We start from the raw sequence: 16,495 nt of genomic DNA, 5'->3' as shown, positions 1-16,495 counted from the left end.
AAAGGAAATTGAATTATAGTGAAAATGTGACTGTATGGTCGTAATAAAACGACTGTTTGGTCATATTTTGAGAAAGAAAGGAAGAGCGGGATGAACTTTTTAACGAGGTTTAGTTTAAAAAATGCGGTCGCCGTATTTATTATTTCATTTCTACTCATATTAGGCGGACTATATTCATTTTCTTCTTTAAAAGTCGATTTGTTGCCAAATATTGAGTTTCCACAACTATCTGTGGAAGTCATTTATCCAGGCGCTTCACCAGAAGATATGAACGAGCAAGTGACGACAAAGCTAGAAGAAAAGTTTAAAGCAATCGAAGGGGTGAAGAAGCTTCAGAGTACATCATTTGAAAGTATTTCTATTATTAACCTAGAGTTTCCGTTCAACACGGATATGGACGAAGTTGAACGACAAGTTGAATCGCTCATGAAAGAAGCCAATTTACCAGAAAACGTGCAAACAAAAGTGAATCGGTTCTCGTTTGGTACGTTCCCGATTTATAACATTTCTTTGTTTGCAAAAGGGGATACGAACGTACAGCAGTTGTTAGATGATACAATTATTCCAGAGTTGAAAAAAATTAATGGCATTAACTCCATTTCTGTCGGTGGAATGGAAGAAGACATTGTTCAAATTACAGTTGATAAACAAAAAGCATTACAGTATGGCTTAAGTTTAACGCAAATTAAAGAACAAATTAATGAAAAGTTTTTAGCGTTCCCTGCCGGAAATGTTCAAACAGAAACGGTACAAATTCCGATTCGCGTACAACAAAAAATTGAAACGATAAAACAACTTGAAAATTTACCGTTGTCTTCGCCAATGATGAACGCATCACCAGGGGCACCAGCAAGTGGCCAGCAAGCTTCTGCAAAAATTACGTTAAAAGATGTTGCAACGATTGAAGCAGTGACAGAGCAAGGAGAAATTACACGCTACAACTTAAAACCATCTTTATCAATGGCGATTACGAAAAAGCAAGATGCGAACACGGTTGAAGTGGCGGAGAAAGTGCTAAACGTGCTTGACAAATATAAAGACAAAATCGACTATGCCATAGGATTTGATTCTGCTGAAGGAATTAAAAAGTCCGTTGAAACGCTTGTGAGAGAAGGATTGCTCGGTGCATTGTTTGCATCCATCGCAGTGCTTGTCTTTTTAAGAAACGTGCGTGCAACGATCATTGCAATTGTTTCCATTCCACTTTCATTATTAGTCGCATCTATTTTCTTACAGCGGATGGATATTTCTTTAAACATTATGACGTTAGGTGGAATGGCGGTTGCGGTCGGACGTGTCGTAGACGATAGCATCGTTGTTATCGAAAACATTTTCCGACGCGTGCGCAAATCGAAAACGGGGATGACAGATGAACTTGTTGAAGACTCAACGAAAGAAATTTTGAAGGCAATTACATCGTCGACCATTACAACAGTCGTTGTGTTTTTACCTCTCGGCCTTGTTGGTGGTGTGACAGGTGAGTTTTTCTTACCATTTGCGTTAACGATTGTGTTTTCGCTTTTAATGTCGCTCGTTGTTGCCATTACGATTGTTCCAATTTTAGCGAAATTTTCGTTTAAAAAAGTGCCGCCAGAAGAAAAAGAAGGGGCATTGCAACGAGCTTACGGTAGAGCGATTGAATGGGCGTTGAATCATAAAAAAACCGTCTTGCTTTTGTCTGTTTTATTGCTCGGTAGTTCATTCGCTATTGTACCGAAGTTAGGCTTTACATTTATTCCAAACGAAGAACAAAAATCGTTAATCGCTGCCGTCGAACTTCCATCGTCTACTCCATTAGAAAAAACGAACGATGTATCGTTGGAAATTGAAAATATGTTTGCTTCAATGAAGGAGATTGAAGAAGTTACTGCAGGAATCGGTAGCCGCGATTTCCGTAGCGGATTAAAGCGGAAAAACCAAGCGAACTATTTTATCACATTGAAAGAAGACACGAACGTGAGCGCATTTATTAAAAAGTTAGAAAAAGAAATGGAAACGATCGCTCAAACGGAAGTAAAAGGTGCAAAAATCGGTGTTCAAGAGTTGCAAACAGGCGGGCCGCCGTCAAACAATAACGTAAATATTGACTTGTACTCGACCAACTTAAATGCGTTACAACAAGCAGCGAAAGATGTAGAAGCGTATCTAAAGACGCGCGACGATTTGAAATATGTCACAAATAACTTTACAGATAAACAAAAGCAAGTCGTCGTTAACATTGATACGAACAAAGCAATGGAATACGGTGTATCAGGATTCCAAATTCTCGGTACAATTGCCGATCAAACTCGTCCCGTTCAAGTCGGTACGTTGACGTTAGACGAGGAAGAACGGACGGTACAATTGTCATATGATAAACAAATGGCATCGATAGAAGAGTTAGAAAACACGCTTATTTTCACAAAGTTCGGTCCAGTGCCAGTAAAGCAATTAGCAGACGTGCAAGAAGTTGATACATTTACATCGATTCAAAAACTCGACGGAAAAGTGTTCGCACGTGTGTCTGCTCAAGTCGTTGGTGACAACATTCAAAAAGTCACACAAGATGTCATCAATGGCGTGAAAAAAGAAATTGATTTACCAAAAGACGTCTCATTTGAAGGCGGCGGTGGAAGCGATGAAACAGTAGAAACGTTCCAACAGCTCGGTTTAGCGATGGTTGTAGCCATTGGGCTTGTGTATATTACGATGCTTATTACGTTCGGAAAAGCGCGCATTCCGTTTATTATTTTATCATCGCTTGTATTCGTTCCAATCGGTTCGTTGCTCGGCTTATTTATTGCGAATGAACCGATGTCCGTCAGCGTCATGATTGGTTTACTCATGCTCATTGGAATTGTTACAACGAATGCGATCGTTCTCGTTGACCGCATCGGGCAAAATCGTGAGCAAAAAGGAATGACGATTCGTCAAGCGCTCATTGAAGCAGGAAAAACGCGTTTACGTCCAATTTTAATGACAGCATTTGCGACGGTTGCCGCACTCATTCCGCTTGCGCTTACGAAATCATCAGGGACGCTCATTTCTAAAGGATTAGCGATTACGGTCATCGGTGGATTGACGTCATCAACGTTATTAACGTTAATTCTCGTTCCTGTTGTATATGAACTATTTTTCTTCCGTCAAGCGAAAAAAGAACGACAAGCATAATGGATGGCAGGCTGACTGAAATTCGGTCAGCCTGTTATGTTATAATAGAACGAGAAATGAACAATAAGGATGAGGTCGAGTGAGCAGAAAAGAGCAAATTATTGAAGTGGCGATGAAACTGTTTGCTGAAAAAGGATATCACGCCACAACGATGCAAGAAATTGCTGAACATAGCCAGTTAGCAAAAGGATCGCTATACAATTACTTTAAGTCAAAAGAGGAAATTGTGCTGTCCATTTTTCAATATCATTACGATCAGCTGTTTCAACAATTTGCACGTATCGCTTCTGATCGATCGCTGACAGCACGTGAAAAATTTTTAAAACAACTTTCTTTACAAATTGAAGCGTTTGAGCAACACAAAGAAATTGTGCAAATGCATATGGGCGATCATGCACAAAAAGTTAGCGAAGACGTTCACGCGCTTGTTTTACGTATTCGTTCCCATTTATTTGACTGGTACGTTCAATCACTTATCGATGTATACGGGGAACGTATTCGTCCGTATGTGCTTGATTGTGCCGTGATGTTAAATGGCATGTTAAAAGAATATTTATTTTTTGCCCTTTTTGAACAAAAGGCGTTTCCTTTTCAACGATTAGCCCCTTTTTTAATCGAGCGACTTGATACTCTTGTCGACAGTTTACAGCACGACATGCCGCTCCTTAGTCACGATGCTCAAGCGGAAAAAACACGTGCATTTGTGCTTATTGAGGAGATGATCGAAGAAGCAGGTGATCATGATATCGTGGAGCTACTAAAACAATTAAAAAAAGAAGTAGAACGAGATGAACCGCGAAAAGCGATTATTGATGCGTTTCTTTTATATTTACAACATAGTAATATGTGCCAGTTTGTTCCTGCCTTACGTGCAGCGCTAGCATTGTGAGGTGAGAAAATGATGTTGTTTGCTCAAGAGCCGCTTGCTTATCGTATGCGTCCACGCACCATCGATGAGGTGGTCGGACAAGATGATGTCATTGGTTCACATACAGCGCTATATCGAATGATTAAAAATGGCTATGTACCATCGTTGTTGCTTTACGGACCGCCTGGCGTCGGCAAAACATCGCTCGCTTATGCGATTGCTGGAACGATGCAACGACCGTTTTATACGTTAAATGCGACAACGGCAGGAAAAAAAGAAATCGAAGAAATTGTGGCAGATGCTCGCCTTGAAGGCAACGTCATTTTATTTATTGATGAAATTCATCGTTTTACGAAAGCGCAGCAAGACTATTTATTGCCACATGTCGAAAACGGTCTGATTACGCTTATTGGAGCAACGACGGAAAATCCATTTCATTCGATTAATCCGGCTGTTCGAAGTCGTTTAGGACAAATTAAACAGTTGAAGCCATTAACAAAAGAGAAGACGCTCGAATTATTACACCGCGCTCTAACCGATCGTGAACGAGGATTAGGTGATTGGCATATTGACATTAGCGATGAGGCGCTTTCGATGATTGCTGAAGGAGCAAACGGCGATGCGCGCACAGCGTTAACGTTATTGGAAGAAGCGGTATATGCAACGAAGCAAGACGATCAACGTGCCGTTGTAGATTTACATACCGTTTCGTTTTGTGTAGAAAAAAGGGCATTGACGTATGATAAACAAGGAGATACGTATTATTCTTTACTTTCCGCTTTTCAAAAAAGTATTCGTGGTAGCGATGTTGATGCTGCGCTTCACTATTTAGCAAGGCTTCTTGAAGGCGGAGATCTTACCGCTGTTTGTCGTCGCCTCGCGGTTATAGCTTATGAAGATATTGGATTAGCGAATCCGCTGATCGGCGTGAAAGTGATGAGCGCGATCGAAGCCGCAGAACGTCTCGGTATGCCAGAAGCACGCATTCCGCTTTCAGTTGTGACGATCGACATGTGTTTATCGCCGAAATCAAATAGCGCCTATAAGGCAATCGATCAAGCGCTAATGGATGTGCGGAGCGGCAAAGGCCAATCCATTCCCCTTCATTTGCAAGATGCCCATTATAAAGGCGCCACACTTCTTGGACGGGGAGTAGGATATAAATATCCGCACGACTATGCGTACAGTTGGGTGGCACAACAATACTTGCCTGATGATTTAATCGGGGTGCAATATTATCAACCGAAACAAAACGGAGAAGAAAAACAGCTCGCTCATGTGTACGAACGGCTAAACGAACGAAAAAAGCAGTAACGTTCCTCTGTTTCGCATTTTTATGTTATAATGGCTTGTGTTTCTTTTGACAGTTGATGAGGGGATGATTCGTTTGAAAATATCTACAAAAGGTCGATACGGTTTAACGATTATGATTGAGTTGGCTAAACGATATGGAGAGGGACCGATTTCATTAAAATCGATTGCTCAAATGAACAACTTATCCGAGCATTATTTAGAACAACTCATTTCCCCATTGCGAAATGCTGGTTTGGTGAAAAGTATTCGCGGAGCGTATGGAGGTTATATTTTAGCGGATGAACCGTCAAAAATTACTGCAGGTGATGTCATTCGTGTGTTGGAAGGACCGTTGCAAGTCGTTGAAGAACTAGAAGATGAAGAACCAGCGAAGCGGGAACTATGGATGCGTATTCGCGATGCGGTAAAAGAAGTGTTAGATAGCACGACGTTAGAAGACTTAGCAAGCCATACGGACGACCATGGTGATGCATATATGTTTTACATTTAAGAAAGGAGAATGTATTTGGAGCGCACTTATTTAGATCACGCAGCGACGTCTCCTGTCCATCCGCAAGTCGTGGAAGCAATGATACCGTACATGACAACATATTTCGGCAACCCATCAAGCATTCATTCGTTCGGGCGCGAAAGTCGCCGAGCGCTTGATGAGGCACGGGAGACGATTGCAAAAACGGTTGGAGCAAAAGCGAACGAAATTATTTTTACAAGCGGTGGAACGGAGGCGGATAATTTAGCGATCATTGGTGTAGCGATGGCGAATCGCGAAAAAGGACGACACATCATTACAACGTCTGTCGAACATCACGCCGTATTAAATACGTGTAAATATTTACAAAAGCAAGGATTTGATGTGACGTATTTGCCTGTGGATGAGCATGGTATGATTTCAGTTGAACAAGTAAAAAGTGCTTTGCGCGATGATACAATTATTGTATCCATTATGTTTGGTAACAACGAAACAGGCGTATTGCAACCGATTCACGACATTGGCCAATTACTTCGCGACCATGATGCGTATTTTCATACAGATGCGGTACAAGCGTATGGTCTCGTTCCGATTGATGTGCACGAACTCGGCATCGATTTACTTTCCGTATCTAGCCATAAAGTGAACGGACCAAAAGGAGTCGGCTTTTTATACGTACGTGAAGGGGTTCGTCTGATGCCACACATATACGGCGGAGAGCAAGAAAGAAAACGACGTGCAGGGACAGAAAACGTACCCGGTATTGTCGGATTTCAAAAAGCAGCTGAACTCGCACAACAAACGATGTCTGAAAAACGAGCGTTATATGAACAGTTTCAACATATCATGTTGACGACATTTGAACGAGAAGGGATTGATTATGCGGTGAACGGTCATGAAACAAATCGTTTGCCACATGTATTAAATGTTGCATTTTTCGGAACAAATGTAGAAGCATTGCTTGTCAATTTAGATTTAGCAGGTATTGCTGCATCAAGCGGATCAGCATGTACGGCTGGCTCCATTGATCCGTCACATGTGTTAGTAGCGATGTACGGAAATGATTCCGAGCGTATTCGTTCTTCTGTCCGTTTTAGCTTTGGATATGGAAATACGTTGGAACAAATAGAACGTGCTGCGTATGATATTGCAAAAATTGTGAAGCGACTAACAAAAGCGTGAAAGGAGGGAAAATAATGACAAGAGTTGTTGTTGGAATGTCCGGTGGAGTTGACTCATCGGTAGCAGCATTATTGTTAAAACAACAAGGATATGATGTCATCGGCATTTTTATGAAAAACTGGGACGATACCGATGAAAACGGGGTATGTACCGCAACAGAAGATTATGAAGATGTTGTGCGTGTGTGCAACCAAATTGGTATCCCGTATTATGCAGTTAATTTTGAGAAGCAATATTGGGAAAAAGTATTTACGTACTTTTTAGATGAATATAAAGCAGGGCGCACGCCGAATCCAGATGTGATGTGCAATAAAGAAATTAAATTTAAAGCGTTTTTAGAACATGCGATGGCGCTTGGTGCGGACTATTTAGCAACAGGGCATTATGCGCGCGTTGCTTATCGTGATGGAGAATACAAATTGTTGCGTGGATTAGATGCAAACAAAGATCAAACGTATTTTTTAAATCAGCTCGGGCAAGCACAATTATCGAAAGTGTTGTTTCCAATCGGTGAATTACAAAAGTCCAAAGTGCGCGAAATCGCCAAAGAAGCGGGACTTGCGACAGCAGGAAAAAAAGATAGCACAGGCATTTGTTTCATCGGCGAACGCAATTTTAAACAGTTTTTAAGCAATTATTTACCTGCACAACCTGGCGAGATGCAAACGCTCGATGGACAATTGAAAGGCAAGCACGATGGCTTAATGTATTATACGATCGGACAGCGCCACGGACTTGGTATCGGTGGTAGCGGAGAGCCTTGGTTCGTTGTTGGGAAAAATGTAAAAGACAACATTTTATACGTCGCACAAGGATTCGATAACGAATTGCTTTATTCTGATGCGATCATTGCGACAAATGTCAATTGGGTCAGCGATCGAAAACCGAATGAACCGATTTCATGTACAGCGAAATTCCGTTATCGCCAACCAGATGTACCGGTGACAGTAGAAATGATTAATGAGACGACAGCGCGTGTATCATTTAGCCAACGCGTGCGCGCAGTGACCCCAGGTCAAGCGGTTGTGTTTTATCATGGTGAACAATGTCTCGGCGGCGGAACGATCGATCAAGTATTTCGCAACGGTGAAAGACTGACATATGTTGGCTAACCTTCAACTCAACAGACGAGTTGAAGGCTTTTTTGTTATAATATGCATATGAGGTGAGAGAAATGGATTACAATGCGCAAGGCATTCAATATATGCAGCAAGGAAAATATGAAGAAGCGGTTAAATGCTTTCACGAAGCAATTGAACGACAACCAAACGACCCTGTTGGCTACATTAATTTTGGAAACGTATTAGCAGCGGTCGGGGAAGAAGAAAAAGCGATGCGCTTTTTTCACAAAGCGCTTGAACTTGATGAAAAAGCCGCAACCGCATATTACGGGCTCGGATCAATTTATTACAATCGTCAACAGTTCGAACGTGCAAAAGAACAATTTGAACGAGCGATTCAAGCGGGATTAACGGACGGCGATGTGTTTTTTATGCTTGGCATGTCGCTCATGTACTTAGAGCAACCGCGTTTAGCGATGCCGTATTTTCAGCGGGCAGTAGAATTAAATGAGCGTGATGTGGAAGCGACGTTTCAGCTTGGGCTTTGCTTAGCCCAATTGCAGTTTGTCGATGAGGCAATGACATATTTTGAACGGACGATTCATTTAAACGAGCAACATGCGGATGCGTATTACAATTTAGGTGTCGCGTATGCATACAAAGACGATCCGAAAACAGCACATGCGATGTTTGAAAAGGCGCTTGCCATTCAGCCAGATCATTTGCTAGCAGGTCATGGGAAAAAGCTAATGGAACAAGCATTACAGTAAAAAAGGGGGGGCTGGCGTTGCAACAACAGTTAGACTTCGACGGACGATCGTTTATTAAAGGCGTCCATGTCGGTACAATCTTTCATAACGAAGACAATTTATATTCGGTTATTCGTGTGCGTGTGGAAGAAACAAATGAAGCGCATATCGAAAAAGATGTTGTTGTAACAGGCTATTTCCCTTTGCTCGGTGAATATGACACATATACGTTTTTCGGCTCATTTAAAGAACATCCGCGCTTTGGGAAACAATATGTTGTCGATCATTTTCGAAAAGAGTTTCCTGAAACGAAAGAAGGAGTGATTCAATATTTATCGGGCGGCATGTTTAAAGGAATCGGTAAAAAAACAGCTACTGCGATTGTAGAAACGTTAGGTGAGCGAGCGATTTCAAAAATATTAGAAGATCCTGATGTGCTTGCAAGCGTGCCCAAGTTGACAAAAGCGAAAGCGAGACAGCTATATGAAACGTTGCGCGAACATGAAGGATTAGAACAAATTATGATTGCTTTATCGCAATTTGGCTTCGGACCGCAGTTATCGATGAAAATTTATCAAGTGTACAAAGATGAAACGTTACAAATCATTCGCACAAATCCGTATCAGCTTGTAGAAGATGTTGAAGGGATCGGATTTGGTCGCGCCGATGACCTCGGCTTGCAGCTCGGTATTTCTGGGAATCATCCGGATCGCATTCGGGCCGGTTGTTTATATGTTATTGAGCAACATTGCATGCAAGAAGGACATGTGTATATGACGTACGAACAGCTGCTTACAGAAGTAAAACAACTGTTAGAAGCAAAACGTCAAGAACTTGTCGATGTCGCTTGCATTTCCCGCGAAATGATTCATTTATCTGAAGAAGGAAAATTAATTGTGGAAGAAGACCGTTTTTACATTCCTTCGCTATATTTTGCGGAAAAAGGTATCGTGTCAAACGTAAAGCGACTGCTTGAGCAAAAGGGCATGACTACGTTTTCTGAAGCGGAATTTTTACTGGCGCTCGGTGAATGGGAAGAAGAAGCAAATATCCAATATTCGCAAAAACAAAAAGAGGCGATTCAGCAAGCGCTTTGTTCTCCGTTGTTCATTTTAACGGGCGGACCAGGCACAGGAAAAACAACGGTCATTAACGGCATCGTTCATTTATTCGCTAAATTACATGGATTATCGCTTGATCCTGCGAGCTATGATGCGGACGAGCCGTTTCCGATTTTACTTGCGGCTCCAACCGGACGAGCAGCGAAGCGAATGACAGAATCGACAGGCTTGCCGGCAATGACGATTCATCGTTTGCTCGGCTGGAGTGGTGATGGATTTCAGCGCGGAGAAGATGAGCCGATTTGCGGAAAGTTGTTAATTGTTGATGAAATGTCTATGGTCGATACGTGGCTAGCGAATCAGTTGTTAAAATCTGTTCCATCATCGATGCAAGTCATTTTCGTTGGCGATGAGGATCAACTGCCGTCTGTCGGACCAGGACAAGTGTTAAAAGACTTGCTTCGCGCAAATGTCGTTCCGACCGTTCGACTAACAGACATTTATCGTCAAGCGGAAGGTTCGTCGATCATTTCGCTTGCTCATGCGATTAAAGATGGAAACATTCCTCATGATTTGACGATTCCGCAAAAAGATCGTTCGTTCATTCGTTGCACGAGTGGACAGGTCGTTGACGTTGTAAAAAAAGTAGCTGAAAACGCAAAACAAAAAGGATATCGGGCGAAGGACGTTCAAGTGCTCGCACCGATGTATCGTGGTCATGCGGGAATTGATCGACTGAATGAAACGTTACAACAATTATTTAATCCAAAACATGACAATAAACGAGAGCTTACTTTTGGTGATGTCGTTTATCGTGTAGGCGATAAAGTGTTGCAGCTGGTCAATCAGCCGGATGAAAACGTATTTAATGGGGACATCGGTGAGATTGTTGCTATTTTTTATGCGAATGAAAATGTCGAAAAACAAGATCTCGTTGTCGTTTCGTTTGATGGAAATGAAGTGACGTATCCGAAACAAGAATTGCACCAAATTACGCACGCGTATTGTTGTTCGATACATAAATCGCAAGGAAGTGAATTTCCGATCGTCATTTTGCCTGTTGTCAAAAGTTATTATCGCATGCTGCGACGCAATTTATTATACACAGCCATTACGCGAAGTAAGCAGTATTTAATTTTATGCGGTGAAGAAGAAGCGTTCCAACTCGGGGTGATGAGAACAGATGACGGGACGAGACAAACGACGCTATACGAAAAATTAACAGCTACCATTTCTCCTGAACAACAACTGCTTCCGATGGAAGATGCAAACATTGGAATGGAAGGTGTTACCCCGTATGACTTTATGGAAAATGACGTAACATAACAATGGACACACACATATCGGCACGCTTCTTTTTCAATGATGTATGTTTACGTAAAAAAATGACAAAGATAGAAGAAAAAATAAAAAGGAGCGTGCCTTTTTATGTTAAAGTGTCCGAACTGTCAAAGTAAAGATTTAGGGAAAATCGGCGTCAATCAGTATTATTGTTGGAATTGTTTTATTGAGCTAACCGTTCAAAAAGGAATGATTTATACGCATCAAGTCGAAGAAGACGGAACGCTTAGCTCGCTTGACGATTTATTTAGCGAACATGAACGAACTTTGTTTTCGTAATGAAAGGAGAATGACGATGAATCGAGCAATCGCTTCTTTAATTGCGATCGGTGCAGGAGTAGCAGCATACCAATTAGCGCAACGAAACGGTGGCATGAATATGCGCAACGTGCGAAAAGTAGGCAAACAAATGTTACGTCCATTCATGTAATGAAAAACGGCAATCTCATTTGAGGTTGCCGTTTTTTGTATAACATCTTCTATTTGTACCCACACTATATGAGTAAAGGAGGGATCAGTTTGGAACACCCGCATCTCCATTTTTTCGTTCGGTTAACGAAGTTGCTATTCATTTTAGTTTGTTTATATTTTATTGTAAAGCTTAAGTCGATATGGCTCCCGTTTTTACATTTATTTATTAAAATTATGACCCCTTTTCTTATCGCCGCGTTTATTACATACTTATTGCATCCTGTCGTCGAATACGTTCATCAACGCGGCATGCCGAGAGCGCTCGCTATTCTTTCTATTTATGCGTTATTTTTTGGAGGAATCGGTTTTGCGGTTTATAAAGGCATGCCATTATTTATTGCCCAGCTTGAAGATTTAAATAAAAGTTTACCAATATTTGTCCGCACGTATGAACAATGGACGAATTATATTCATGAAGAAACGGTCACATGGCCTTACGATGTTCATAAACGAATTGAAACGATGATTACAGAAGCGGAAACGTTTATTAGCGGGGCGGTTACGGGAACAATTATCGGGTTAAAACAGCTAATTAATCGAGTCATCGTCTTTTTTATTATTCCGTTTATCGCATTTTACATGTTAAAAGATGTGGAGCTTATCAAAAAAGCGGCATGGGAATGGACGCCGAAAAAATGGCGCAATAAAGGTATGCAATTTTTACGTGATGTTGATCAAACGCTCGGTGGATATATTCGTGGACAACTGCTCGTCTGTTTATTGATCGGAACAGCTGCTACGCTTTCGTTTTGGCTCATTGATATGAAATATCCTCTTTTGCTTGGCATCATCGTTGGGGTCACAAATGTGATTCCGTATTTCGGACCAATTATCGGCGCCATTCCAGCAGCGATTATTTCCGCAACCATATCGGTAAACAAATTACTGCTTACTGTCGGCATCGTCTTTTTATTGCAGTTTATTGAAGGAAACATTTTATCTCCACTTATTGTAGGGAAAAGCTTACATTTACATCCGTTGATCATTATGTTTTCCCTATTTGTTGGCGGGGAAATCGGTGGTATCATCGGTTTAATTGTTGCTGTTCCAATCGTTGCGATTGGTAAGGCGACATTTGTGCATATTCGTTCATTGAAAACAAATTGACAAAAAAAAGGGGCTTGTCTATAATTTTCACAAGAGTAATACATACAAAAACGATGACGGATCGAGTATGTTACAGTCCATCTTAAAGCGCATGTTGGCGCACAGAGAGGAATTTCCGCGGCTGAAAGAAATTCCAGATGAAGGGTAACAGAACGCTAATCCTGAGTGCAGGCAAACCCTGCCGACGAAGCCACGTTACGGCGGTTGAGGTGATGGACGTTTGTCCATAAACAGGGTGGTACCGCGAGCAAGCTCTCGTCCCTGAGCAGGGATGGGAGTTTTTTATATTTTATAAGGGAGGAAGGAAACGTGAAAAAGCTAACATCTGCTCAAGTTCGTCAAATGTTTTTAGACTTTTTCAAAGAAAAAGGGCACGCAGTTGAGCCGAGCGCATCGCTCATTCCAATTGATGATCCATCATTGTTATGGATTAATAGCGGTGTGGCCACATTAAAAAAATATTTCGATGGTCGCGTCATTCCAGACAATCCACGCATTTGTAATGCGCAAAAATCGATTCGCACAAATGATATTGAAAACGTCGGAAAAACAGCACGCCATCATACGTTTTTTGAAATGCTCGGAAACTTCTCGATTGGCGACTATTTTAAGCGTGAAGCGATTCATTGGGCATGGGAGTTTTTAACGAGCGAAAAATGGATCGGCTTTGATCCGAATCGTCTTTCTGTTACGATCCATCCAGAAGATGAAGAAGCGTTTGACATTTGGCATAACGAAATTGGGTTGCCGGAAGAACGCATTATTCGGTTGGAAGGGAATTTCTGGGATATCGGGGAAGGTCCAAGTGGACCAAATACAGAAATTTTCTATGATCGCGGTGAACAATTTGGCAACGACCCGAACGATCCGGAATTATATCCGGGGGGAGAAAACGAGCGCTATTTAGAAGTGTGGAATCTCGTCTTTTCGCAATTTAACCATAATCCTGATGGTACGTACACGCCGCTTCCGAAGAAAAACATTGATACAGGCATGGGATTAGAGCGAATGTGCTCGATTTTACAAGACGTTCCGACAAACTTTGATACCGATTTATTTATGCCAATCATCCGCGCAACCGAACAAATTTCAGGTGAAACATATCGTACAAATGCTGAAAAAGACGTGGCATTTAAAGTGATCGCAGACCATATTCGTACTGTAACATTTGCGATTGGAGACGGTGCGCTTCCATCAAACGAAGGACGCGGTTACGTGTTGCGCCGCTTATTGCGTCGTGCCGTTCGCTATGCGAAACAATTAAACATTCAACGTCCATTTATGTATGAACTCGTTCCGGTTGTCGGTGAAATTATGGTTGACTATTATCCGGAAGTAAAAGAAAAAGCAGCGTTCATTCAAAAAGTCATTAAAAATGAAGAAGAGCGCTTCCACGAAACATTAAACGAAGGACTTGCCATTTTAGCAAGCGTCATTGAAAAAGAAAAACAACGTGGTAGCGATACAATTAGCGGTGAAGATGTATTCCGCCTGTACGATACATACGGCTTCCCTGTTGAATTAACGGAAGAGTATGCGGCAGAAGAAGGGATGAAAGTCGATCACGACGGTTTTGAGCGTGAAATGGAACGTCAACGGGAGCGAGCGCGTGCTGCGCGTCAAGATGTGGATTCGATGCAAGTACAAGGTGGCGTATTAGGCGACATTAAAGTAGAAAGTACGTTTGTCGGCTACGATCAACTTTCTGTTTCTTCTGTCGTTGAAGTAATCGTAAAAGACGGACAACTTGTCAACGAGGTAAGCGAAGGACAAGAAGCGCAAATCATTTTACGTGAAACGCCGTTTTATGCAGAAAGTGGTGGACAAATTGCGGATCGTGGCTGGATTGAAGGGGAAACAGGAAAAGCGTACGTAAAAGATGTCCAAAAAGCACCGAACGGTCAACATTTACATCACATCGTCGTCGAACAAGGGGTTATTCAAACAAACGGCACATATATCGCACGTATCGATGAAGAATCGCGCGTTAATATCGTGAAAAACCATACAGCGACCCACTTGTTGCATCAAGCGTTAAAAGATGTGCTTGGCATGCATGTCAACCAAGCCGGTTCACTTGTTGCGCCTGATCGTTTACGTTTTGACTTTACGCACTTCGGTCAAGTAAAACAAGAAGAGCTTGAAAAAATTGAAGCGATTGTCAATGAGCAAATTTGGCGCAATCTCCCTGTTGCGATCGACTATAAACCACTTGACGAAGCGAAAGCAATGGGGGCGATGGCGCTATTTGGTGAAAAATATGGCGACATCGTGCGCGTTGTACAAGTAGGTGATTATAGTTTAGAACTTTGCGGTGGTTGCCATGTCACAAATACAGCCGAAATCGGCTTGTTTAAAATCGTTTCTGAATCGGGCATTGGCGCAGGTACACGCCGTATTGAAGCGGTGACAGGAAAAGCAGCGTATCGTTTAATGAACGATCAAATTGCATTGTTAAAAGAAGTAGCGGAAAAATTAAAAACGAATCCGAAAGATGTGTTAACGCGCATCGATACACTCATGAACGATATGCGCGAATTGCAGCGCGAAAATGAATCGCTTGCTGCTCGTTTAAGCCATATGGAAGCAGAAAACTTAGTCAACCAAACGAAAGAAATCAATGGCGTTCAACTTGTCGTCAGCAAAGTAAATAACGCTGATATGAACAGCTTACGTGCAATGGTTGACGATTTAAAACAAAAATTAGGATCCGCAATCATTGTGCTTGCTTCTGTACAACAAAATAAAGTAAACTTAATTGCTGGTGTAACAAACGATTTAATCGACCGCGGCTATCACGCAGGGAAACTCATTAAAGAAGTAGCGACGCGTTGCGGCGGTGGTGGCGGTGGCCGTGCAGATCTAGCACAAGCAGGCGGAAAAGATGCGAATAAAGTAGACGAAGCGCTTAAATTTGTCGAACAGTGGGTAAAATCTGTTTAATAAACGGTGGAAATCGTGTACAATGGATGTAAGGATGGATATGCCAGATTTCGTGGAACGTGAGAGTGGGGTGCAAAAAAACGGTGAGTTCGTTTGATAATACAATGCAATTTAACTTTCCGGAAGAACCGATGGACGTCGATGTTCGGGAAGTGTTGCTTACCGTATACGACGCATTGCAGGAAAAAGGGTATAACCCGATTAACCAAATTGTCGGCTACTTATTGTCTGGTGATCCAGCTTACATCCCTCGCCATAAAGATGCCAGAAACTTAATTCGCAAAGTCGATCGCGACGAATTAATTGAAGAATTAGTGAAATTCTATTTACGAACACATCGTGAGGAATAGACACATGCGTATTTTAGGACTAGACTTTGGAACAAAAACGCTCGGTGTTGCCGTGAGCGACGAGCTAGGGTGGACGGCTCAAGGCATCGAGACGATTCGCATCGATGAAGAACACGGAGAGTACGGCTTTGAACGTTTGCGGCAATTGATTGAGCAATATGCGGTCGAAGAAATCGTGATCGGGTTTCCGAAAAATATGAACGGCACGATCGGACCGCGTGGCGAGGCGACACAAAGCTTTGCCGAAAAAGTGAAACAAACGTTTTCACTTCCTGTCGTACTGTGGGACGAAAGATTGTCCACGATGGCGGCAGAGCGCATGTTAGTCGCTGCGGACGTTAGTCGAAAAAAACGAAAACAAGTGATCGACAAAATGGCCGCAGTGATGATTTTACAATCGTATTTGGACTATAAACAATTGAGGTGAAC

At 42.0% G+C, this 16,495-nt stretch carries 14 protein-coding genes; all 14 read left to right on the top strand.

Annotated elements, in window-relative coordinates:
- Nucleotides 1-90 precede the first annotated feature (90 nt).
- A complete protein-coding gene (locus HNR43_RS02935; protein WP_183241140.1) occupies nucleotides 91-3,150 on the top strand; it encodes an efflux RND transporter permease subunit in 3,060 nt (1,019 codons plus the stop codon).
- Nucleotides 3,151-3,229: 79 nt separating this feature from the next.
- On the top strand, nucleotides 3,230-4,039 hold the full coding sequence (locus tag HNR43_RS02930; protein ID WP_183241138.1) for a TetR family transcriptional regulator: 810 nt from the start codon (nucleotides 3,230-3,232) through the stop codon (nucleotides 4,037-4,039).
- Between the two features lie 12 nt (nucleotides 4,040-4,051).
- A complete protein-coding gene (locus tag HNR43_RS02925) occupies nucleotides 4,052-5,332 on the top strand; it encodes a replication-associated recombination protein A (RefSeq protein ID WP_183241136.1) in 1,281 nt (426 codons plus the stop codon).
- 73 nt (nucleotides 5,333-5,405) lie between these two features.
- Complete coding sequence (cymR, locus tag HNR43_RS02920; protein WP_183241133.1) at nucleotides 5,406-5,822, top strand: cysteine metabolism transcriptional regulator CymR; 417 nt, start codon at nucleotides 5,406-5,408, stop codon at nucleotides 5,820-5,822.
- Nucleotides 5,823-5,837: 15 nt separating this feature from the next.
- A complete protein-coding gene (locus HNR43_RS02915) occupies nucleotides 5,838-6,983 on the top strand; it encodes a cysteine desulfurase family protein (protein ID WP_183241131.1) in 1,146 nt (381 codons plus the stop codon).
- 14 nt (nucleotides 6,984-6,997) lie between these two features.
- A complete protein-coding gene (gene mnmA, locus HNR43_RS02910) occupies nucleotides 6,998-8,095 on the top strand; it encodes a tRNA 2-thiouridine(34) synthase MnmA (RefSeq protein ID WP_183241129.1) in 1,098 nt (365 codons plus the stop codon).
- A gap of 62 nt (nucleotides 8,096-8,157) precedes the next feature.
- On the top strand, nucleotides 8,158-8,814 hold the full coding sequence (locus HNR43_RS02905) for a tetratricopeptide repeat protein (RefSeq protein ID WP_183241127.1): 657 nt from the start codon (nucleotides 8,158-8,160) through the stop codon (nucleotides 8,812-8,814).
- Between the two features lie 11 nt (nucleotides 8,815-8,825).
- Entirely contained in the window at nucleotides 8,826-11,180 is a 2,355-nt protein-coding gene (recD2, locus tag HNR43_RS02900; RefSeq protein WP_183241377.1) for an SF1B family DNA helicase RecD2, read from the top strand.
- Nucleotides 11,181-11,282: 102 nt separating this feature from the next.
- Nucleotides 11,283-11,474 (top strand): hypothetical protein, encoded by a 192-nt coding sequence (locus tag HNR43_RS02895; RefSeq protein ID WP_032100167.1) that lies wholly within the window; start codon nucleotides 11,283-11,285, stop codon nucleotides 11,472-11,474.
- 10 nt (nucleotides 11,475-11,484) lie between these two features.
- On the top strand, nucleotides 11,485-11,625 hold the full coding sequence (locus HNR43_RS02890) for a YrzQ family protein (protein WP_183241125.1): 141 nt from the start codon (nucleotides 11,485-11,487) through the stop codon (nucleotides 11,623-11,625).
- Between the two features lie 89 nt (nucleotides 11,626-11,714).
- A complete protein-coding gene (locus HNR43_RS02885) occupies nucleotides 11,715-12,773 on the top strand; it encodes an AI-2E family transporter (RefSeq protein ID WP_183241122.1) in 1,059 nt (352 codons plus the stop codon).
- Between the two features lie 309 nt (nucleotides 12,774-13,082).
- On the top strand, nucleotides 13,083-15,716 hold the full coding sequence (gene alaS / locus HNR43_RS02880) for an alanine--tRNA ligase (protein ID WP_183241120.1): 2,634 nt from the start codon (nucleotides 13,083-13,085) through the stop codon (nucleotides 15,714-15,716).
- 83 nt (nucleotides 15,717-15,799) lie between these two features.
- Nucleotides 15,800-16,066, top strand: a complete 267-nt coding sequence (locus HNR43_RS02875; protein WP_004889315.1) for an IreB family regulatory phosphoprotein — start codon at nucleotides 15,800-15,802, stop codon at nucleotides 16,064-16,066.
- 4 nt (nucleotides 16,067-16,070) lie between these two features.
- Nucleotides 16,071-16,493, top strand: a complete 423-nt coding sequence (gene ruvX, locus HNR43_RS02870) for a Holliday junction resolvase RuvX (RefSeq protein WP_183241116.1) — start codon at nucleotides 16,071-16,073, stop codon at nucleotides 16,491-16,493.
- Nucleotides 16,494-16,495: the final 2 nt, after the last annotated feature.

It is taken from the genome of Anoxybacillus mongoliensis (genome assembly GCF_014201515.1).
Lineage (GTDB): Bacteria > Bacillota > Bacilli > Bacillales > Anoxybacillaceae > Anoxybacillus > Anoxybacillus mongoliensis.
Note: the sequence above shows the minus strand (reverse complement) of the source record. Positions and strands in the feature narration are given on the sequence as shown.